Raw genomic sequence first — 19,138 nt, forward strand, 5'->3', positions numbered from 1 at the left:
AGGACTGCCAAAGACGAGATCTGAAAATTCGTTGGGGTTTTGGTGGAGAATGATTTTATAGCGTTGTTTTAGGATGAAATAAAGAACGCTCGCTTTAAACTCTTTAGGGCCGTTAAACCAATTCGCCACAGCGATTTTTAGGGGGGGAGGAGATTTAGAGATAATTTTTTCAATGGAAGCGCTTTCTATAAAGGCGTCTAGTAAGGGCTGGAACATTTTTATCCCTTAAACTAATTTCGGCAAACTCAAATGGCGTTTGAAATACGCCAAGATCACGAGAGCAAAAGGTATCGCTACCAAAAAGTATAAAAAAGTAGGGATAGGCAAGGGATCGCCTGCGGCATAGCTGTGCAAGCCAGAAAGGTAGTAATTCACGCCAAAATAAGTCATTAAAACCGAATAGAACCCTAGCACGCTGCTGCTCGCTAAAATAAAGGGCCAATTTTGAGAGCCTAAAAAACGCAAATGCAAGATCAAAGCATAGACGCAAATAGAAATCAACGCCCAAGTTTCTTTGGGGTCCCACCCCCAATAGCGCCCCCAAGATTCATTCGCCCACACCCCGCCTAAAAAATTCCCAGCCGTGAGCATGAACAGACCTAAAATCATGCTCATTTCATTGATAGCGCTAATGGAAAGAATGGTTTTGTCTAAATTGAAACGCCCTTGTTTGCGCAAGATAAACAAAACCAAACTTAAAATCCCTAGCACAAAACACAAGCCCAAAAAGCCATAACTGGCGGTGATGACAGAAACATGGATATTGAGCCAATAGGATTTTAACACCGGCACTAAATGGCCAATTTGAGGGTCCATAAAGCCTAAATGGGCCACAAAGAGCGCGATACCGGCTAAAAAGCTAGAGGCCGATAGCGCGAGTTTGGAGCGTAAAACAAACCCTGCGATAACAGAAGCCCATGCGATATAAAGCATGGACTCATAAGCGTTGCTCCAAGGCGAATGCCCGCTCACATACCAGCGCAAAACAAGCCCCATAGAATGAGCGATCGCGCAAAGCAAGATAGCGATATAAAGGATTTTAGTGAGCCAAATATTTGGAATCGTGTTTTTAACAAGAGAGCTGATCACAACGATAAAAAGCAATAACCCTAGAAGGATATAAGGCAAAGTCAGGCTGTTAAAAAAATTGGTGTGGTTTAAAAAAATTTCAGAATCCACTTTAGAAGAGGGTAAATAGAGGTTTTTGGCATGCTCTTGTTGGTAAATGCTTAAATCTTTTAGGGTTTTTTCTACTTTATCCCATTGATTGGTTTTTAAAGCGTCATCAAACCCGTTAAAAATATTTTTTAAAAACCCCGTTGCCACGCTTGAAATTTCTTTATTGGGGCTGTTGATCGCTTCAATGGGCGAGAGCCAAGCGGTGGTTTTATCGCTAGGGAAAACGCGTAAAAATTGAGCGCTAAAAAGCGTATAGACTAAGTTGATTCGCTCATCTACTTTTAAGACATCTTTATCCAACTCGTTGCGCGCGTTGGGGGATTTTTGATTGACTTCTTCAACAAGATTTTTTAATTTATACCCACGGCTATCAAACACATCTCTAAAAGCGATACGGCTCTCGTCTAAAGGCGTGCCGATAAGCTTTCTTAAGGCTTTATTAGAAGTGTAAATCATCTTAATACTGCGCCAATCATTGGGGAAAAACATGATCCCTAAAAGCACCTGCATGGCGTTTAACCCTTGAAAATCATCTTTCCTTAAAATCTTATGGATATATTCAATGCTAATGGTATCAAGAGGTTTGATACGCCCGTCAAAATCCTGGACTTGAAGCCTTTGAAAGGCTTTTAAGTGGTCTTTAGAATATTCTCTTAAATGTTTCAAACGCTCTAAAATCGCGCTTTTAGAATCCTCTTTATTAGCGGAATTTTCTACATTTTGTCGTTCTATTTTAGCGCTTTTGCCCCCATGCATGTCAATTGGAGCCTCAGTGGCGAACGAGGGAGTAAGAGGGCTGATTAAAATTAAAGCGAGCAAGAAACTAGCGATTTGTTGGGATTTTAAAAAGCGTGAAAGCTTTAAAAAACGCCCGTTCTTATCCAAAAGCAACCACAAAGCCCCCAAAATAAGCATCGCATACCCTAAATAAGTGGGGATTTTACCCGGGTCTTTATTGACAGAAAGGATCGTGCCTTTTTCATCCGTGTCATAGGAAGATTGGAAAAAGCGATAGCCCTCATAGTCTAAAACATGGTTCATAAAGATCCTATAAGGCTTGATCAAGGTGTTATCCAATTTCAAAACTTCCACTTCTGAAGCGTAAGATGAAGGGCTCATAGAGCCAGCGTAGCGTTCTAATTCAAAACGCTTCAGTTTGATTTGAAAAGGCAATTCAATGTAAGCGGATCCAAAACTTAAAGAGAGCTTGTCGTCTTTAAACATTTCGCTTTCTTCTATGCCTTCATTCCTGTTGGTTTTGATGAGGTTGAATTTGTGGCTCACGCCGTTATAAGTCGCTTTTAACACTAAAATAGCAGCGTCATCTTTTTTAATGGCGTTTTGCTTGTAAATCTCTAAGGGTTCTAAAATTAAAGGCTTGTGATCTAAAGTCGCATGAATGGGCCTTAATCGTTTGGAATAATAAAAGGTAAAAGGCGTTTTTAAAGAAAGTTTAGTGGTGTCATTAAGAGTGATATTAAGGTAAGTGTCCGCGCTTTCAAAAGAGCTTTGTGCGCTATTTTCTCGCACATGCATAAGCCCTTCTATTCCAAAAAAGCGCGTGATGGCTGCCCCTAAAATGATTAAAATCAAGGAGCTGTGGAAAAAAAGGCTTGCGTATCTTTTGCGCTCTAAGGCTTTGGAATTGATGAATGTGCCTATTAAAACCACCAATAAATACGCATGCAAGAAATTAAACCAAGGGGTGTTATACACAATCGCCTTACTCGCGCTCGTGCCGTAATCGTTTTCTATAAAAGTGGCTATCGCGCACGCTAAGGCATAGAGCGCCATTAAAGGGATAGCGACCCAAAAAGAACCGAACAAAAAATAAACCAAGCTCTTAAGGCTTTTCATGCGTTTTCTTAGCTAGATTTGTTTTTAGAAAGATCGGTTTTATATTTGATGTAAGCCTTTAATTTTTTGATGAAATCCTCATCGTTTTTCGTGTCTTGATACTTCCCATCGCCGATAAATTCCAACACCGCTAAAAATTGCGTAGAGGGCATATAGCCGGGCAATTCATAGATGGTTTTGCCGGTTTTATCGGATAAAATAATCGTAGGGGTGGATTGGACGGCATAAATTTGCGCTAATTCTTCTGTAGACATTTTGATTTCTTTTTCATCATTTTTATCCTTATCGCCGACTTTAAAATTATGCTCTTTGGAGTAGCTGATATTGACATAGTAAGCACTAAAATGCTCTTTAATATAGTCGTGCAATTCTTTGACATTTTTGAGATCTTTTTTAAACCTTTCGCAATAGGAACAACCATTACGCCCAAAAACTAAAAGCATGTATTTGTCATTGGGGCTAATAGACTTATTGTCTAAAAAAACATCTTCTAAACCAGCGTAACTCTTTTTGTCTATGTTGTCTCGCTCATCATTTAATTCTTTGGAGCTTTGAGAACCGGAGCTTAAAAGATTTTCATCTAATTTGTCTTTATTGCTGGACTTGCAAGCGCTTAAAAATAGCGAAATCAATAATAAAACGCTTAAAAATTTCTTGGAAACATAAGAAAGTGAAAACATGAAATAACCTTTATTTTTAATGGGTTTGAAAACTAAGTATCTTACTACAATAATCGCTTTTTTATTGCACATTTTACTATTCCTTGAGATCTTTAATCTGTTCAATAATGAATTTTGCAAACTCTATGGAATCGTTTAAGCATGGGCAAACCAAATATTCTTTAACCGCCAAGCGCTCTGCCATCAAGCGGTATTGCATGTCTAATTCATAGAGCGTTTCAGAATTATCAATCGTGAAAGCCAAAGGATAGATGATAATATGAGATTTGCGGTGCTTTTCTATCAGTTCTTCAGTGCTTGGCTCTAGCCATTTCATAGGCCCTAGCTTGGATTGGTAAGAGAGTAAAACTTCTTTAAAAGAAATATTTTTTTGTTGCATTAACTCTTTTAACAAATTCACATGGTGTTCGCATTCTTGCTGGTAAGTATCGCCTGCATCAATAACGCTTTTAGGTAAGCCATGAACAGAAAAGATTAAGACAAAATCCTGGCTTTTGCGGTTGTTTAGGGTGCTTAAAATCGTGTTTAAAATGATTTCATTAAGCTTTTTACTGGCATAAAAACGCTCTATTACCCGCACCTTAGGGCGGAAAGTTTCTAAAGCTTTTAGGGCGTTAAAAGCGTCATTGAAACTAGAAAGGGTGGTGGTGCTAGAATATTGCGGATACATGGAAAAAAACACCAGGCTTTCTACCTCTTTTAAAGCTAAATCTTGCAAGACCATAGACGCATAAGGGGGGGTATAACGCATCGCATAAGTGTAAAAGCGAGAAGGATCCAATTTATTCAAACGCTCTGTAAGGGCGAATGTGATAGGCGTTAAAGGGGATTTGCCTCCCAATTTTTCATAGATTTTTTTGGATTTTTCTATGCGGCTATTGACGATCATTTTACCCACCATTTTACGCATAAAATTATTTTTAATGGTAAGGATAAAGGGGTCATCAAACATGTTTTTTAAAAACACCCCCACCTCATAAAGGCTGTTAGGCCCTCCCATATTCAAAAGAATGACCGCTTCTTTAGGGGATTTTGTAGCGTTATTTTCTAAGTTATTAAGCTTTTCATTGATCAAATTCATTAGTGCATGCTAAAATAAAACGATTAATAAAAAATAAATCGTTAGAAAGAAGTTAATGTTAGAGATGAGTTTGCAAGCATTAAATACACAAGATTCTTCTGTGATGGCTCAATCCTTGCTTATCCATGCCTTTTTTGCCGCCTTGCTCGCCCTAGCCTTTATAATCAATCTTTACACCCTTTTTAAAGAAAAGAACTTTATCCAATTAAACCGAAAAATCTATCTTGTCATGCCAGCGATTTACATTCTTTTAAGCATCGCTCTTTTGAGCGGGATTTTTATTTGGGCGATGCAACAATTTGAATTTTCTTTTAGCGCTGTTGTCATGCTTTTAGGGCTGTTGTTGATGCTTATAGCAGAAATCAAACGCCATAAAAGCGTGAAATTCGCTATCACTAAAAAAGAAAGGATGGAAGCGTATATTAAAAAGGCTAAAATCCTGTATTTTTTAGAAACGATTCTTATTGTTGTGTTAATGGGCCTTTGAATGCGTTTTGTCTATCACCCTTTAGCCAAAGAGCCTGTTTTAAAAATAGAAGGCGAGAGTTATACGCATTTATACCGATCAAGACGCGTCAAAAGTGCGAGTCGTTTGGATTTAAGAAATTTAAAAGACGGCTTTTTATACACCTATGAGCATGCACAAATCACTAAAAAACATGCCCTTTTAAGGCTAGTGGGCGCGCAAGCGTTAGAGGTTATGGCTAGTAAAAAAACGCATTTGATTTTAAGCGTGATTGAAATCAAAAGCATTGAAAAAATTCTACCCTTTTTAAACCAGTTAGGCGTGAGCAAGTTGAGTTTATTCTATGCGGATTTTAGCCAACGCAATGAAAAAATAGACAGCACCAAATTAGAGCGCTTTCAAAAGATTTTGATTCATTCTTGCGAGCAATGCGGTAGGAGCGCTTTAATGGAATTGGAAGTGTTTTCAAACACTAAAGAGGTGTTAAAAGCTTACCCAAAGGCAAGCGTTTTGGATTTTAAGGGCGAAACCTTACCCGCAAGCGTGGGTTTTGAAAAGGGCGTTATCATAGGGCCTGAAGGGGGCTTTAGCGGACAAGAAAGAGAATATTTTAAAGAGTGCAAAATTTATCGCATCCCATTAGATATGGTGCTAAAATCTGAGAGTGCATGCGTGTTTGTGGCGAGTGTCGTGCAAGTTTAGGGGGTTATTGGGGGTTTTAAATCTTAGAAAATCCACCCGTAATTAAAAAACACTTTAAAATGACTGCCCCCTTCATTCAAAACAACGGAGTCCGCATAGATGCCATTATTAGAAGCGATTTTAATACCGCTTTGGATTAAAGGAACGCTAATGCCTACAGAATATTTAGAATGCTTGTAGCGGTAATTAAACCCGGTAACTATATCTAAATTACCGCTTCCTTTGACCTGGTTGAAAACATAGTAGCTATTGTATAAGCCCCTTAACCCCCCAAACACCCCAAAAGAGGAAGCAAAAACTTTTTTAGTTAGATTGCCTTGCTTTTTATTGGTATAAGTGGTGATGAAATCAAACAACACATCCATTCCCCCACCATAGCTTAATTGCTGGATTTTTTCATCGTTGGCTTGAGCGTAGTTGTATTTGATGATGCCATAATAGGCTAACCCTATGTAGTCGTTGAAATAATGTTGGTAACCTATTTTAACATTAACCCCTAAAATAGGGCTTCTAAAAGATTGTTGGGCGCTAGAAGTTGAAAAGCTTTGATTGAACGCATTAAACACAGAGCCAACAAAAGCTCTTGCGTTCAACCCGGCGTCTAAATAGTTGGCTTGGCTGCTCAAATTAGCGAAATTGATGGGGAGGGCGTTTTGATTGATGAGCTGTTGCCAAACAGCGGTGGTAACCCCTATAAGCCCAGCAGGGACTTGAGCGCAATTCGTATAAATGGAATTGGGGTAATTGCCCGCTGTATAGACTTGGTGGTTGTCCTTATAAAAAGAACATACATTATAGGTGTAACCATCCTGATCTTTTACTTCTTTTCCGTTTGTAAATTTTAGTTCTTCTTTTCCATTGACCAATTCTTCTTTCCCACCCTCACATTCTTGTATAGCTCCGCCGTTTTCTTGACACAAACGCACCCTTTGATAAGTCATGTTCCCATTATGCGTATAGCCTTTAGTGTGGCTAAATTCATGGATAATGTCTCTTAATTCCACAATATCAACTTTGTTCAAAGTTTTACCAAACAATTTTTCGGGATTTAATGCAGAAGCTTCTATCCCCAGATTACCATCATTATCATCAAGTTCATACCCTAGCCCTACAAACCCTGATTTTAGGATATTCACTTCAAGATTGATCGTTCTTCTAAACGCATCTATAACGGATTGTGGGGTTAGCACGTATTTTTCATAGATGGGAGCGACACGCCCGTTATTGAAAGGATTCACGCACTTAGGAAAGTCAGAGCCGCACTCTGATGGGCTGTTAGAAAATTGGAAAGGAGCGTTTAAAACGGCTTCTTCCCACGATTTAGAGTCAAACACCGCAATCATATCCAACATTAAATTGGTCAATTCTTCTGCGGTTTGTGGGGTGAAATCTGACACACAATCATGGCAATTACCTTTAAAATTGTTAGTATCGGCGTTTTCATAACTCATCGTTACATTGGTCGTGATTTGGCTGAGCTTTTCAAACAAACTTTGCGTGTTAGCATCAGAAAATTGTGTGGCAGTGGCTTGAAGTTGTTGGTAATTAAAGCTATCAGCTTGTTCAAATTCTGAATCATTAAACAAGCTTGCAGGCAGAATGATTTGAGAATCCTTAGGGATAGTCTCTATCACGCCTAAATTGACCACCTTGCCTTGAGCGTCTTTAAAACTCAGTTCAACATTGTTTAAATTGTAAGGCAGAAAGTTTTGTATGGTTACGCTCCCATTAACCATATTCGCATACACAGGGCTTTGAGAATAAAAAGTTAAGCCGTTGCCATTAATATTAGCCGCTGTGAATAACTCAGTCGCTTTTTCTAAAATGGTGTTTTGGAGGATGTAGTATCTCCCATAGACGCTTTGTGGGGTGGCTGTATCGCTTTTGTTTTGTTCTTTGGGTTGTTCTTTAATTTGGGGGTGGGTTAGGGGGTTTTCATAGATTTTTTGGGTGTTTTGGGTTATTGTTTGTTCTTTAGTTTGTGTGCCTTCTAATAACCCGGTTTCAAACCCGGCTTCTACAAAAAAGCCGTCTTTTTGGTTTTTTTGAAAGGCTTCTAAAGGGTTGAACAAGCCAATTAAGGACAAACAAATCGTTCTGCTAACGAGTTTTGGCATGATAATTTCCTAAATGGTTTAGCGTTTTGCTCTCAAAGAGTTTGTAACTCAATAGAGACTGAAGTTTCTTATTATAATACATTTTTGAGAAATTGCGGTATCGTTTGTATTAAAAAACGAATAATATTTGATAAAGAAAGGCTTTAATTGTTATGGGAATGGATAGAGGGATTAAAAAGTTTGATGGAGTTAGATTATTCCAACTTTAATTTTTTGTCATTTCAAAATTTTAGGCAAAGTGATGCCCACTTGCCCTTGATACTTACCGCCTCTGTCTTTATAGCTTTGCTCGCACACTTCATCGCCTTGTAAAAACACCACTTGCGCAATCCCCTCATTGGCATAGACTTTAGCCGGTAAATTAGTAGTGTTAGAAATTTCAATCGTGATATAGCCTTCAAATTCCGGCTCAAAAGGCGTAACATTCACAATGATCCCACACCTAGCATAAGTGCTTTTGCCTAAACAAATCGCTAAAGTGTCTTTAGGCATTTTAAAATACTCTATCGTATGGGCTAGAGCGAACGCGTTAGCGGGCAAGATAAAATACCCTTCTTTACTCGCATCAATTTTAGTCGCGTTGTTAGGGTCAAAGTTTTTAGGGTCAATCAAAGCGTTTTTGTTATCAAAGAGCATGAACTCGCTCCCCACTCTAATATCATACCCATAACTGCTCAAACCATAGCTGATCACATTCTTACCGACTTGCTTTTCGCAAAAAGGACTAATCATGCCATGCTCTAAACTCATTTTTTTAATCCAAGAATCCGCTTTCAATCCCATACGCACAAAGCCTTTAAAGTTTGTTAATAATTATGTTATTATAACAATAATTTTTTGCTAAAAACGCTTAGTAAGATGATGTGTTTGTGGCATATTTTAAAATAATATAAGGAATAGATCGTTATGAACCTTTCTGAAATTGAAGAGTTGATCAAAGAATTTAAAGCTTCTGATTTAGGGCATTTGAAATTAAAGCATGAGCATTTTGAACTGGTTTTGGATAAAGAATCCGCTTATGCGAAAAAAAATGCACTAAATCCCGCTCATTCTCAAGCCTCCATCCAAGCCCCCATCATGGTAGAAGCGAGCATGCCAAGCGCTCAAACCCCTGTGCCTATGGTATGCACCCCTATTGTGGATAAAAAAGAAGATTTCGTGCTTTCGCCTATGGTAGGCACTTTTTATCATGCACCCTCCCCTGGGGCTGAGCCTTATGTCAAAGCGGGCGATACGCTTAAAAAAGGGCAAATCGTGGGCATTGTAGAAGCGATGAAAATCATGAATGAAATTGAAGTGGAATACCCTTGCAAGGTGGTTTCTGTTGAAGTGGGAGACGCTCAGCCGGTAGAATACGGCACGAAACTCATCAAAGTGGAAAAGCTTTAAAACCCATGAATAAAGGAAATAAAAAGGTAGAAAAAAAAGAGCTTTCGCGCATTTTGATCGCTAATAGAGGCGAGATCGCTTTAAGAGCGATCCAAACCATTCAAGAAATGGGTAAAGAATCCATAGCCATTTATTCTATCGCTGACAAGGACGCCCACTACCTCAATACGGCTAGCGCAAAAGTGTGTATAGGGGGGGCCAAATCCAGCGAGAGTTACTTGAATATCCCTGCGATCATCAGCGCAGCAGAATTGTTTGAGGCGGATGCGATTTTCCCCGGGTATGGGTTTTTGAGCGAGAATCAGAATTTTGTAGAGATTTGCTCGCACCATTCTTTAGAATTTATTGGCCCGAGCGCGAAAGTCATGGCTTTAATGAGCGATAAATCCAAAGCCAAAAGCGTGATGAAAGAAGCCGGCATGCCTGTGATTGAGGGCAGTGAAGGGTTGCTTAAAAGCTATCAAGAAGCTGAAGAAATCGCTGATAAAATCGGCTACCCTGTCATCATTAAAGCGGCCGCTGGTGGGGGCGGAAGGGGGATGCGTGTCGTAGAAGATAAATCCAAGCTTAAAAACCTTTATTTAGCCGCCGAAACGGAAGCTTTGAGCGCGTTTGGCGATGGGAGCGTGTATTTAGAAAAATTCATCAACAAGCCTAAGCACATTGAAGTCCAAATTCTAGCCGATAAGCATGGCAATGTCATTCATGTGGGTGAAAGAGATTGCTCGGTGCAAAGACGCCAGCAAAAGCTCATTGAAGAAACCCCGGCAGTGGTTTTAGAAGAGGGCGTTCGTAAGCGTTTGCTAGAAACAGCGATCAAGGCCGCTAAATATATCGGCTATGTGGGGGCTGGGACTTTTGAATTTTTGCTCGATTCCAACATGAAAGATTTTTATTTCATGGAGATGAACACTCGTTTGCAAGTGGAACACACCATCAGCGAAATGGTGAGCGGGTTAAACCTCATTGAATGGATGATTAAAATCGCTCAAGGCGAAAAATTGCCCAAGCAAGAAAGCTTTTCTCTCAAAGGGCATGCGATAGAATGCCGAATCACTGCAGAAGATCCTAAAAAATTCTACCCAAGCCCAGGTAAAATCACCGAATGGATCGCCCCTGGTGGGGTGAATGTGCGCCTTGATTCGCACGCGCATGCCAATTATGTCGTGCCTACGCACTATGATTCGATGATTGGCAAGCTTATTGTGTGGGGCGAAAACAGAGAAAGAGCGATCGCTAAAATGAAAAGGGCTTTAAAGGAGTTTAAAGTAGAGGGCATTAAAACGACCATTCCTTTCCACCTTGAAATGCTTGAAAATGCGGATTTCAGGCAAGCAAAAATCCACACGAAGTATTTAGAAGAGAATTTTTAGGTTTTAAGGATTTTCTTAAGCATGATTTAAGGATTTTAAACGATCAGAAAAAGTCAGCATTAAGTTTTATGGTTTTATAGTAAAGTTTTTTCATGCAAACCTTGTTTAAAGAAATTACCCCTAAACGCTATGTCAATGGCAATGAGATGAAAGAAAATTCTAGCAATGTTCTAGATCAGTATTTCACTAAACCTAGTGTGGCTTTAAAATGCTTTCAAAAAGCTTGTGAAGTGATTAAAAAATACGAAAATCTAGATGACTTTATTTTTTTAGAGCCAAGTGCAGGCGATGGGGTGTTTTATGACTTATTTCCTAAAAATAGACGCATTGGTATAGACATTGAACCCAAAAGAGATGGATTTATTCAATGCGATTTTTTAAATTATAAATTGCCCACACATCAAAAAGTGATTTGCTTGGGCAACCCTCCTTTTGGGCATCGTGGGGTTATGGCGTTAGAATTTATCAACCATGCTAGAAATTGTGATTTTGTGTGTTTTATCCTACCCATGTTCTTTGAAAGTCAAGGAAAAGGCTCTATTAAATATCGTGTGAAAGGTTTGAATCTGCTTTATAGCGAACGCTTAGAAAAAAATGCGTTTATAGATTTTAAAAATAAAGAAGTGGATGTGCATTGCGTGTTTCAAATTTGGAGCAAAAAGCATCAAAACAAAAAAAGTGAATTTTCTTGGTATAAGAATCGCCATAAAGAACCCTTTAGCGAATATATCAAGGTTTTCACGGTTTCATTGGCTAAAAACAGAGAATGCGGTAAAGAGTGGATTTTTAATCAAAAAGCATCCTTTTACATTTCATCAACTTTTTATAAAAGCACACAAATTGTAGAGAACTTTGAGGAAGTTAAGTATCAATCTGGTATTGCTGTGGTATTCACTAGCGCTGACAAGGTTTTAAACGCTAAATTAAAAAAACTATTCAAAGAAATTGATTGGACAAAATACGCAAGTTTAGCGACTAATTCTTGCTATCATTTAGGCAAAAGCCATATTTTTCAAGCCCTACATGATCATTTGGATAGTTTAAAGGATAATTGATGGACTTAGAACAAACTTTTTTAAAAATTATTGAAAAAAAACATAAAGAATTGAATTTAGGGCAAGATTACAACGCTATTTTTTCAAAAATTAGAGATTTTGAAGCCAACGCTATAGGGCAGATTGGCGAAGAGTTTTTAAAAAGCGTGCTTAACGCTATAGATGGAGTGATCAATGATGGCATTATTCATGATGAATACGATATTATGACAAAAAGCGGTGTGTCCTTTGAAGTTAAAACAGCGCGAAAAGGCAGAACCAACAACACTTTTCAGTTCAATGGCATAAACCCGCGATATAACTATGATTTTTTGATTTGCTTAGGAGTGTGCGAAGACCAATTGCTTTATAGAATTTTTAAAAAAGATGAAATCCATTACATTCATAAAGAAAGAAAATACTTTATGAAACAAAATGAGTTTAAAAAGCAATTAGTGCCAATGAATCCTGATAATCAAGTCAATTATAAGCTCACTCTCAATATTAAAGAATTGAAAGAAATTACAAACCTCATCAAAGAGTTAGAAAGGGTTTTAGGGTTAGATTAATATTTTTAGATAGAATTGAGTGGATCAAAATGTTTTTAGGAATAGAGTTTGCTTATCTTGTCTTTAAGAAATAAAATGAAGTGGAGGATAGGATGTCTAAGATTTCAAATCATTATAACCCGTCTTTGATAATGAGGGATTACCACACCCAAAGGGTTAGTCCGCACGCAAGAAAAGAAGAAAATAAGGAAATTCAAAATCTTTCAGAGAATGATGAAAAGATCAAATTGGCCAAACAAGCTAAGCAGGATAACCTAGCCATAGGGGATTTAGAAAGCCGTCTCAAAAGCTTAAAGGGCATGGATAAAGACGCTAAAGAATTGGTGGGGATTTCTAAAGCTTACGCTCACAATAATGAAAAAGATCGAAGCGATTTTGAGCGTTTTAAAAGCCGTTTGGACAAAGCGATTGATTCTTTCAACCAAAAATCAGGCAACGATGGTTTGAAACTCCCTAGCAATATTGATATTGACGACACGAAAGCTTTGGAGAAATTTTCAAAATCATTAGAAAGTGAGAAAGAAAACATTCAAAACTCTTTGCACCAGTGGAAAAAACAGCTCGCTGAAACGAATCATTTGAACAAGGAATACAACACCTTAGATAAAACAAGACTGAACGCTCAAAAATTCCAAGATGTCCATGACACAAGCAAGATCACCCCATCTCGCTTGCAAGACTTGCTCGCTTGAAATTGTTTGCTTATAGCGAGCCTTGTTTAGATGAAGAAGATAAAAAGGCTGTTTTAGAGGTTTTAAATTCCAAACAGATCACGCAAGGCAAACGCTCTCTCTTATTTGAAGAAGCTTTGTGCGAGTTTTTGGGCGTTAAGCATGCATTAGTGTTTAACAGCGCGACTTCAGCCCTTTTAACGCTCTATAGGAATTTTAGCGATTTTAACGCTGATTGCAATGAAATAATCACCACCCCTATAAGCTTTGTAGCGACGGCTAACATGCTCTTAGAGAGTGGTTATAGACCCGTGTTTGCTGAAGTCAAAAACGATGGCAATATAGATGAATTGGCCCTAGAAAAGCTCATTACTAAAAAAACCAAAGCCATAGTGAGCGTGGATTATGCCGGTAAAAGCGTAGAAATAGGAAGCATTCAAAAGCTTTGCAAAAAACATTCTTTGAGTTTTCTTTCTGACAGCTCGCATGCTTTAGGGAGCGAGTATCAAAACAAAAAAGTAGGAGGCTTTGCGTTAGCGAGCGTGTTCAGTTTCCATGCCATTAAGCCTATCACCACGGCTGAGGGGGGAGCGGTCGTTACTAACAATAGCGAATTGCATGAAAAAATGAAATCGTTTCGCTCTCATGGCATGATCAAAAAAGATTTTTTTGAAGGCGAAGTCAAAAGCGTAGGGTATAACTTCCGCTTGAACGAAATCCAAAGCGCTTTGGGTTTGAGCCAACTTAAAAAAGCCCCCCTTTTAATGCAAAAAAGAGAAGAAATCGCTCTAACCTATGATGAGATTTTTAAAGATAACCCTTATTTCACCCCCCTACACCCCTTGTTAAAACACCAAAGTTCTAACCACCTTTATCCTATTTTAATGCGCCAAAAATTTTTTACATGCAAAAAACTCATTTTAGAAAATTTACACAAGCGTGGCATTTTAGCCCAAGTGCATTACAAGCCCATTTACCAATACCAATTGTATCAACAGCTCTTCAATACAGCCCCATTAAAAAGCGCGGAGGATTTTTATAACGCTGAAATTTCCTTGCCTTGTCATGCGAATTTAAATTTAGAGAACGCCAAAGCGATCGCTCATGGCGTTTTAAAAACTTTTGAGGGTTTTAAAATAGATTGAGTTTCATTTAGGGCTTCAAATTTTAATCATTAAGAATGGTGCGGAAGAAAGGAATCGAACCTTCATGCCTTGCGGCGCTAGATCCTAAGTCTAGTGCGTCTACCAATTTCGCCACTTCCGCACACCGCACGCCATCGCATGCATTAAGAAGTAGAAAATAAAGAAGCAGTATTTTAGCTTTTTAATCCTTTAAAAATACTGAAAAATTGAAGTTTTTTAAAATTTGGAGTTTTTTCTGGCTTTAGGGAGTTTTAAATTCTTTTAAGGTATTCTAACAAGACTATATCATTAGATAGTTTTAAGGAAATTAAGGAACACAATGGAAGTTTCACGCAAGAAAATTTATAACCCCGATTCTACAGAAAGTGTGAATGAAAGAAAGATTTTTGGGGGTAATCCTACAAGCATGTTTGATTTGAATAAAATCAAGTATCAATGGGCGGATCATTTGTGGAAAACGATGCTCGCTAACACTTGGTTTGCTGAAGAAGTGAGCATGAACGATGACAAAAGAGATTATTTGAAATTAAGCGCAGAAGAAAAGATCGGCTATGACAGAGCTTTAGCGCAACTCATTTTTATGGATAGCTTGCAAACCAATAATTTAATTGATAATGTCAATCCCTTTATCACCAGCCCCGAAATCAATTTGTGTTTGGTGCGTCAAGCTTATGAAGAAGCCTTACACAGCCATGCGTATGCGGTGATGGTGGAAAGCATTAGTGCCAATACTGAAGAGATTTATGACATGTGGCGTAACGATATGCAATTAAAAAGCAAGAACGATTATATCGCGCAAGTGTATATGGAATTAGCCAAAAACCCTACAGAAGAAAACATTCTCAAAGCGCTTTTTGCGAACCAGATTTTAGAGGGGATTTATTTTTATAGCGGGTTTAGCTATTTTTACACTTTGGCTAGGAGCGGTAAAATGCTAGGCTCAGCGCAAATGATTCGTTTTATCCAAAGAGATGAGGTAACGCATTTGATTTTATTCCAAAACATGATCAACGCTTTAAGGAATGAAAGAGCGGATCTATTCACGCCAAAATTGATTAATGAAGTCATAGGAATGTTTAAAAAAGCGGTAGAAATTGAAGCTTCATGGGGGGATTATATCACGCAAGGCAAGATTTTAGGGCTCACTTCCAGCTTGATTGAGCAATACATCCAGTTTTTGGCGGATAGCCGTTTGAGTAAGGTGGGTATCGCTAAAGTTTATGGCGTCCAACACCCCATTAAATGGGTAGAGAGCTTTTCAAGTTTCAATGAGCAACGCTCCAATTTCTTTGAAGCTAGGGTGAGCAATTACGCTAAAGGGAGCGTGAGTTTTGATGATTTTTAAGGGGTTTGTTTGAATAGTATCAAAAACCATTTGATGTGTGAAGAAATCCATAAGCGTTTCAATTTACACCCCAAAGTGAGAAAGGCTATGGAGAGCATTGAAAGGGAGGTTTTTGTGCCAGCCCCTTTTAAACATTTTGCCTACACTTTAAACGCGCTTTCTATGCAAGCGCAACAATACATTTCTTCGCCCCTAACCGTGGCTAAAATGACGCAATATTTAGAAATCGATCATGTGGATAGCGTGCTAGAAATTGGCTGCGGGAGCGGCTATCAAGCGGCGGTTTTGTCTCAAATTTTCAGGCGCGTTTTTAGCGTTGAAAGGATTGAAAGCTTGTATTTAGAAGCGCGTTTGCGCCTTAAAACTCTCGGTTTAGACAACGTTCATGTTAAATTCGCTGATGGGAACAAGGGCTGGGATCAATACGCCCCCTATGATAGGATTTTGTTCTCTGCTTGCGCTAAAAATATCCCTCAAGCGCTTATTGATCAGCTTGAAGAAGGTGGGATATTAGTCGCGCCCATTCAAGAAAATAACGAGCAAGTGATCAAACGCTTTGTGAAGCAAAATAACGCCTTGCGCGTCCAAAAAGTGTTAGAAAAATGCTCGTTTGTGCCTGTTGTAGATGGGGTGCAATAAAGAATGAAAAAAGATTAAAGCATGGTTAAACACTATCTTTTCATGGCGGTTTCGCAAGTCTTTTTCTCTTTCTTTTTAGTGCTATTTTTTATCTCCTCTATCGTGTTATTAATCAGTATTGCAAGCGTAACGCTCGTGATTAAAGTGAGCTTTTTAGATCTAGTGCAACTCTTTTTGTATTCCTTGCCAGGAACCATTTTTTTTATTTTGCCGATCACTTTTTTTGCGGCTTGCGCTTTAGGGCTTTCAAGGCTTAGCTATGACCATGAATTGTTAGTCTTTTTCTCTTTAGGGGTTTCGCCTAAAAAAATGACTAAAGCGTTTGTGCCTTTAAGTTTGTTAGTGAGCGCGATTTTATTAGCGTTTTCCCTCATTTTAATCCCCACCTCTAAGAGCGCTTATTACGGGTTTTTGCGTCAAAAAAAGGACAAGATTGACATTAACATCAGAGCGGGTGAATTCGGGCAAAAATTAGGCGATTGGCTCGTGTATGTGGATAAGACTGAAAACAATTCCTATGATAATTTGGTGCTTTTTTCTAATAAAAGCCTCTCTCAAGAAAGCTTCATTCTAGCCCAAAAAGGCAATATCAACAATCAAAACAGCGTGTTTGAATTGAATTTATACAAAGGGCATGCGTATTTCACTCAAGGCGATAAAATGCGTAAAGTTGATTTTGAAGAATTGCATTTGCGTAACAAGCTCAAGTCTTTCAATTCTAATGATGCGGCTTATTTGCAAGGCACGGATTATTTAGGTTATTGGAAAAAAGCCTTTGGTAAAAACGCTAATAAAAATCAAAAACGCCGTTTTTCTCAAGCGATTTTAGTTTCCTTATTCCCTTTAGCGAGCGTGTTTTTAATCCCCTTATTTGGCATCGCCAACCCGCGATTCAAAACGAATTGGAGTTATTTCTATGTCCTTGGAGCGGTTGGGGTTTATTTTTTAATGGTGCATGTGATTTCTACGGATTTGTTTTTGATGACTTTTTTCTTCCCCTTTATTTGGGCGTTTGGCTCTTATTTGTTGTTTAGAAAATTCATTTTAAAGCGTTATTAAATGCGGTGTTTTAAGGCTACTATCGCTTATGATGGGGCGTATTTTTTAGGCTATGCCAAACAGCCTAACAAACTCGGCGTTCAGGATAAAATAGAGGGCGCTTTAAACGCGCTAGGGATTAAAAGCACAGTCATAGCGGCCGGGCGCACGGATAAAGGCGTGCATGCGAACAACCAAGCGCTGTCTTTTCACGCTCCAAAACACTGGAGCGCTTCTAAATTATTTTATTATCTAGCCCCCAAACTCGCCCCGCACATTGTCTTAAAAAAACTAGAAGAAAAAAACTTCCATGCGCGTTTTGACGCTCAAAAAAGAGCGTATCGTTACCTTTTGACGAAGAATTTAAAAACGCCTTTTTTAGCGCCTTATATCGCTTGTGGGGATTATGGCTCACTAGATTTATTAAATGCCGCTTTAAAGCAATTCACAGGCAAGCATGATTTTTCCATGTTTAAAAAAGAAGGCGGCGCTACAACCAATCCTAATCGCATCATTTTTAACGCTTTGGCTTATACAGCCTTTATCATGGGGCATGAGTGCGTGGTGTTTAGAATCATTGGCGATGCGTTTTTACGCTCCAGCGTGCGTTTGATCATTCAAGCATGCGTTCAATATTCACTAGAAAAAATCACGCTCGCTGAAATTCAAGCGCAAATCCATAATCTCAAAGCCACTATAAGAACGCCCATAATGGCTAATGGCTTGTATTTGCACAGGGTGTATTATTGAAATCTTAAAAGGTGTTCTTCCCAATCTAGAGCGCTTTTGATAATGGTGTCTAGATTGTCATAAAGGGGTTTGAAAGGGGTGTTTTGTAAGATTTTAGCGTTATTGGCAATAAGGCTTGCTGGATCGCCCTGTCGTTTGTCTAAAATTTCCACTAAAAAATCGTTGTTTGAGATTTCTTTAACCTTTTCTATCACTTCTTTCACGCTATGGCCTTGATTGTAGCCGACATTATAGATCTCGCTCTTATTTTTTTCTAAAAGGGTTTGATAGCTCGCCAAATGCGCGTTAGCCAAATCATCTACATGGATATAATCCCTAATGCAAGTGCCATCTCTTGTGGGGTAGTTAGTGCCAAAAATCCCCATTTTTTTCCTTTTCCCCACCGCGCATTCGCATGCGATTTTGATTAAATGCGTGGCGTTGAGCGTGCGCTGGCCTAGCGTGTAAGGGGTGGCATAATCATTGTGCATGCATGCTCCAGCCACATTGAAATAGCGCAAAATAACGCATTTAAAATCCGCTATTTTAGAAGTGTCTAACAAAATCCTTTCGCTCATCATTTTAGACGCTCCATAAGGATTAATGGGGTTTAAGGGGCTTTCTTCATTCAAGCTAGAATCAGACTCGCCATAAACCACGGCCGTAGAAGAAAAAATAAAACGCTTGATTGCATGTTTTAAGCAAAGTTTGACAAGCTCTAAAGTGTTGAGCGTGTTGTTGGCGTAGTATTCTAAAGGCAAGCGCGTGGATTCTTCTACTGAGATTTTAGCCCCAAAGTGCAAGACAGATTCAATGGGATCTTTTAATTGTTGCTTATTCAAAAATGCGTCCAATTTTTGCGTTTCATTCAAATTGGCTTGAACAAACACAACCCTTTTAGGGTAATAATGCTCTAACGCTTTGAGATGCTCTAAAAAACCGGTGCTGAGATCATCTACAATGACGATGTTTTCTTTGGTTTTTTCTAAAAACGCCCTTGCGGTATGCGAGCCTATATACCCGCACGCCCCTGTGAATAATAATGCCATAAAAACCCCTTTTGAAATGAAAAAATAACGAGTATTATAACATCTTAATCCCATTTATTATTTAAGGATTTTTTA

18 protein-coding genes, 1 tRNA gene and 1 pseudogene are annotated in these 19,138 nt (G+C 38.6%); 12 read left to right on the forward strand and 8 right to left on the reverse strand.

Translation table 11 applies throughout. The features are described 5' to 3' along the window. The 4 genes and pseudogenes from I6852_RS07100 to hemH form a co-directional block, all read right to left on the reverse strand. Positions 1-216: pseudogene (locus I6852_RS07100) on the reverse strand (glycosyltransferase family 10 domain-containing protein); the annotation flags it as partial. Positions 217-225: 9 nt separating this feature from the next. Further along, the gene (locus I6852_RS07105) at positions 226-3,036 is read right to left on the reverse strand and encodes a cytochrome c biogenesis protein (RefSeq protein ID WP_197291972.1); all 2,811 of its coding nucleotides are present in this window, start codon (positions 3,034-3,036) and stop codon (positions 226-228) included. A gap of 8 nt (positions 3,037-3,044) precedes the next feature. After that, entirely contained in the window at positions 3,045-3,716 is a 672-nt protein-coding gene (locus I6852_RS07110; protein ID WP_197291971.1) for a SoxW family protein, read from the reverse strand. Between the two features lie 76 nt (positions 3,717-3,792). Then, entirely contained in the window at positions 3,793-4,797 is a 1,005-nt protein-coding gene (gene hemH / locus I6852_RS07115) for a ferrochelatase (RefSeq protein WP_197291970.1), read from the reverse strand. A 55-nt stretch (positions 4,798-4,852) separates the two neighbouring features. Between hemH and I6852_RS07120 the strand changes: the two genes are divergently transcribed. Next, positions 4,853-5,284 (forward strand): hypothetical protein, encoded by a 432-nt coding sequence (locus I6852_RS07120; RefSeq protein WP_180402842.1) that lies wholly within the window; start codon positions 4,853-4,855, stop codon positions 5,282-5,284. Beyond that, positions 5,285-5,965 carry a 16S rRNA (uracil(1498)-N(3))-methyltransferase gene (locus tag I6852_RS07125; protein WP_197291969.1) on the forward strand — a complete coding sequence of 227 codons (681 nt, stop codon included), beginning with the start codon at positions 5,285-5,287 and terminating at the stop codon, positions 5,963-5,965. It begins immediately after the preceding gene. Positions 5,966-5,988: 23 nt separating this feature from the next. On the opposite strand, the gene I6852_RS07130 is transcribed toward I6852_RS07125, so the two are convergent. Together I6852_RS07130 and dcd are read right to left on the reverse strand one after the other, a co-directional pair. After that, the gene (locus I6852_RS07130; protein WP_197291968.1) at positions 5,989-8,082 is read right to left on the reverse strand and encodes a porin family protein; all 2,094 of its coding nucleotides are present in this window, start codon (positions 8,080-8,082) and stop codon (positions 5,989-5,991) included. A 216-nt stretch (positions 8,083-8,298) separates the two neighbouring features. After that, positions 8,299-8,865 carry a dCTP deaminase gene (gene dcd, locus I6852_RS07135; protein ID WP_000523107.1) on the reverse strand — a complete coding sequence of 189 codons (567 nt, stop codon included), beginning with the start codon at positions 8,863-8,865 and terminating at the stop codon, positions 8,299-8,301. A gap of 123 nt (positions 8,866-8,988) precedes the next feature. Between dcd and accB the strand changes: the two genes are divergently transcribed. The 6 genes from accB to pseC all read left to right on the forward strand — a co-directional run bounded on the left by accB (position 8,989) and on the right by pseC (position 14,263). Next, positions 8,989-9,471, forward strand: coding sequence for an acetyl-CoA carboxylase biotin carboxyl carrier protein (gene accB / locus I6852_RS07140; RefSeq protein WP_001053767.1), 483 nt, complete (start codon positions 8,989-8,991; stop codon positions 9,469-9,471). Between the two features lie 5 nt (positions 9,472-9,476). Continuing rightward, positions 9,477-10,844: an acetyl-CoA carboxylase biotin carboxylase subunit gene (locus tag I6852_RS07145; RefSeq protein ID WP_025449271.1), complete on the forward strand. Its 1,368-nt coding sequence runs from the start codon at positions 9,477-9,479 to the stop codon at positions 10,842-10,844. A gap of 92 nt (positions 10,845-10,936) precedes the next feature. After that, positions 10,937-11,899 carry an SAM-dependent methyltransferase gene (locus tag I6852_RS07150; protein WP_108271561.1) on the forward strand — a complete coding sequence of 321 codons (963 nt, stop codon included), beginning with the start codon at positions 10,937-10,939 and terminating at the stop codon, positions 11,897-11,899. Beyond that, entirely contained in the window at positions 11,899-12,447 is a 549-nt protein-coding gene (locus tag I6852_RS07155; protein WP_000362791.1) for a hypothetical protein, read from the forward strand. Before I6852_RS07150 ends, I6852_RS07155 begins: the two co-directional genes overlap by 1 nt. 92 nt (positions 12,448-12,539) lie before the next feature. Next, positions 12,540-13,139 (forward strand): Laminin subunit alpha-2 precursor, encoded by a 600-nt coding sequence (locus tag I6852_RS07160; protein ID WP_197291967.1) that lies wholly within the window; start codon positions 12,540-12,542, stop codon positions 13,137-13,139. Next, the gene (gene pseC / locus I6852_RS07165; protein ID WP_197291966.1) at positions 13,136-14,263 is read left to right on the forward strand and encodes a UDP-4-amino-4,6-dideoxy-N-acetyl-beta-L-altrosamine transaminase; all 1,128 of its coding nucleotides are present in this window, start codon (positions 13,136-13,138) and stop codon (positions 14,261-14,263) included. Before I6852_RS07160 ends, pseC begins: the two co-directional genes overlap by 4 nt. 36 nt (positions 14,264-14,299) lie before the next feature. On the opposite strand, the gene I6852_RS07170 is transcribed toward pseC, so the two are convergent. Beyond that, a tRNA-Leu gene (locus I6852_RS07170) sits at positions 14,300-14,384 on the reverse strand. Positions 14,385-14,582: 198 nt separating this feature from the next. Here I6852_RS07170 and I6852_RS07175 point away from each other — a divergent pair. Genes I6852_RS07175 through truA form a run of 4 tightly spaced genes read left to right on the forward strand, consistent with a single transcriptional unit; the run spans position 14,583 to position 18,035 of the window. After that, positions 14,583-15,608 (forward strand): ribonucleotide-diphosphate reductase subunit beta, encoded by a 1,026-nt coding sequence (locus tag I6852_RS07175; protein WP_000453983.1) that lies wholly within the window; start codon positions 14,583-14,585, stop codon positions 15,606-15,608. 9 nt (positions 15,609-15,617) lie between these two features. Further along, a complete protein-coding gene (gene pcm / locus I6852_RS07180) occupies positions 15,618-16,247 on the forward strand; it encodes a protein-L-isoaspartate O-methyltransferase (RefSeq protein ID WP_197291965.1) in 630 nt (209 codons plus the stop codon). Positions 16,248-16,268: 21 nt separating this feature from the next. Next, complete coding sequence (locus tag I6852_RS07185; RefSeq protein WP_197291964.1) at positions 16,269-17,306, forward strand: LptF/LptG family permease; 1,038 nt, start codon at positions 16,269-16,271, stop codon at positions 17,304-17,306. Next, entirely contained in the window at positions 17,307-18,035 is a 729-nt protein-coding gene (truA, locus tag I6852_RS07190; RefSeq protein WP_197291963.1) for a tRNA pseudouridine(38-40) synthase TruA, read from the forward strand. Here the strand turns inward: truA and galE are convergent. Next, complete coding sequence (galE, locus tag I6852_RS07195; protein WP_197291962.1) at positions 18,029-19,063, reverse strand: UDP-glucose 4-epimerase GalE; 1,035 nt, start codon at positions 19,061-19,063, stop codon at positions 18,029-18,031. The genes truA and galE overlap by 7 nt on opposite strands. Positions 19,064-19,138: the final 75 nt, after the last annotated feature.

This window comes from Helicobacter pylori, from assembly GCF_015904775.1.
In the GTDB taxonomy this organism is placed as follows: domain Bacteria; phylum Campylobacterota; class Campylobacteria; order Campylobacterales; family Helicobacteraceae; genus Helicobacter; species Helicobacter pylori_DM.

Excerpts from the sequence above, each read along its gene's own strand:
- I6852_RS07120 (WP_180402842.1), top strand. The coding sequence starts at position 4,853 with ATGTTAGAGATGAGTTTGCAAGCATTAAATACACAAGATTCTTCTGTG.
- I6852_RS07145 (WP_025449271.1), top strand. The coding sequence starts at position 9,477 with ATGAATAAAGGAAATAAAAAGGTAGAAAAAAAAGAGCTTTCGCGCATT.
- dcd (WP_000523107.1), bottom strand. The coding sequence starts at position 8,865 with ATGGGATTGAAAGCGGATTCTTGGATTAAAAAAATGAGTTTAGAGCAT.
- I6852_RS07110 (WP_197291971.1), bottom strand. The coding sequence starts at position 3,716 with ATGTTTTCACTTTCTTATGTTTCCAAGAAATTTTTAAGCGTTTTATTA.
- hemH (WP_197291970.1), bottom strand. The coding sequence starts at position 4,797 with ATGAATTTGATCAATGAAAAGCTTAATAACTTAGAAAATAACGCTACA.
- I6852_RS07185 (WP_197291964.1), top strand. The coding sequence starts at position 16,269 with ATGGTTAAACACTATCTTTTCATGGCGGTTTCGCAAGTCTTTTTCTCT.
- truA (WP_197291963.1), top strand. The coding sequence starts at position 17,307 with ATGCGGTGTTTTAAGGCTACTATCGCTTATGATGGGGCGTATTTTTTA.
- I6852_RS07150 (WP_108271561.1), top strand. The coding sequence starts at position 10,937 with ATGCAAACCTTGTTTAAAGAAATTACCCCTAAACGCTATGTCAATGGC.
- I6852_RS07155 (WP_000362791.1), top strand. The coding sequence starts at position 11,899 with ATGGACTTAGAACAAACTTTTTTAAAAATTATTGAAAAAAAACATAAA.
- galE (WP_197291962.1), bottom strand. The coding sequence starts at position 19,063 with ATGGCATTATTATTCACAGGGGCGTGCGGGTATATAGGCTCGCATACC.
- accB (WP_001053767.1), top strand. The coding sequence starts at position 8,989 with ATGAACCTTTCTGAAATTGAAGAGTTGATCAAAGAATTTAAAGCTTCT.
- I6852_RS07175 (WP_000453983.1), top strand. The coding sequence starts at position 14,583 with ATGGAAGTTTCACGCAAGAAAATTTATAACCCCGATTCTACAGAAAGT.
- I6852_RS07130 (WP_197291968.1), bottom strand. The coding sequence starts at position 8,082 with ATGCCAAAACTCGTTAGCAGAACGATTTGTTTGTCCTTAATTGGCTTG.
- I6852_RS07105 (WP_197291972.1), bottom strand. The coding sequence starts at position 3,036 with ATGAAAAGCCTTAAGAGCTTGGTTTATTTTTTGTTCGGTTCTTTTTGG.
- I6852_RS07125 (WP_197291969.1), top strand. The coding sequence starts at position 5,285 with ATGCGTTTTGTCTATCACCCTTTAGCCAAAGAGCCTGTTTTAAAAATA.
- I6852_RS07160 (WP_197291967.1), top strand. The coding sequence starts at position 12,540 with ATGTCTAAGATTTCAAATCATTATAACCCGTCTTTGATAATGAGGGAT.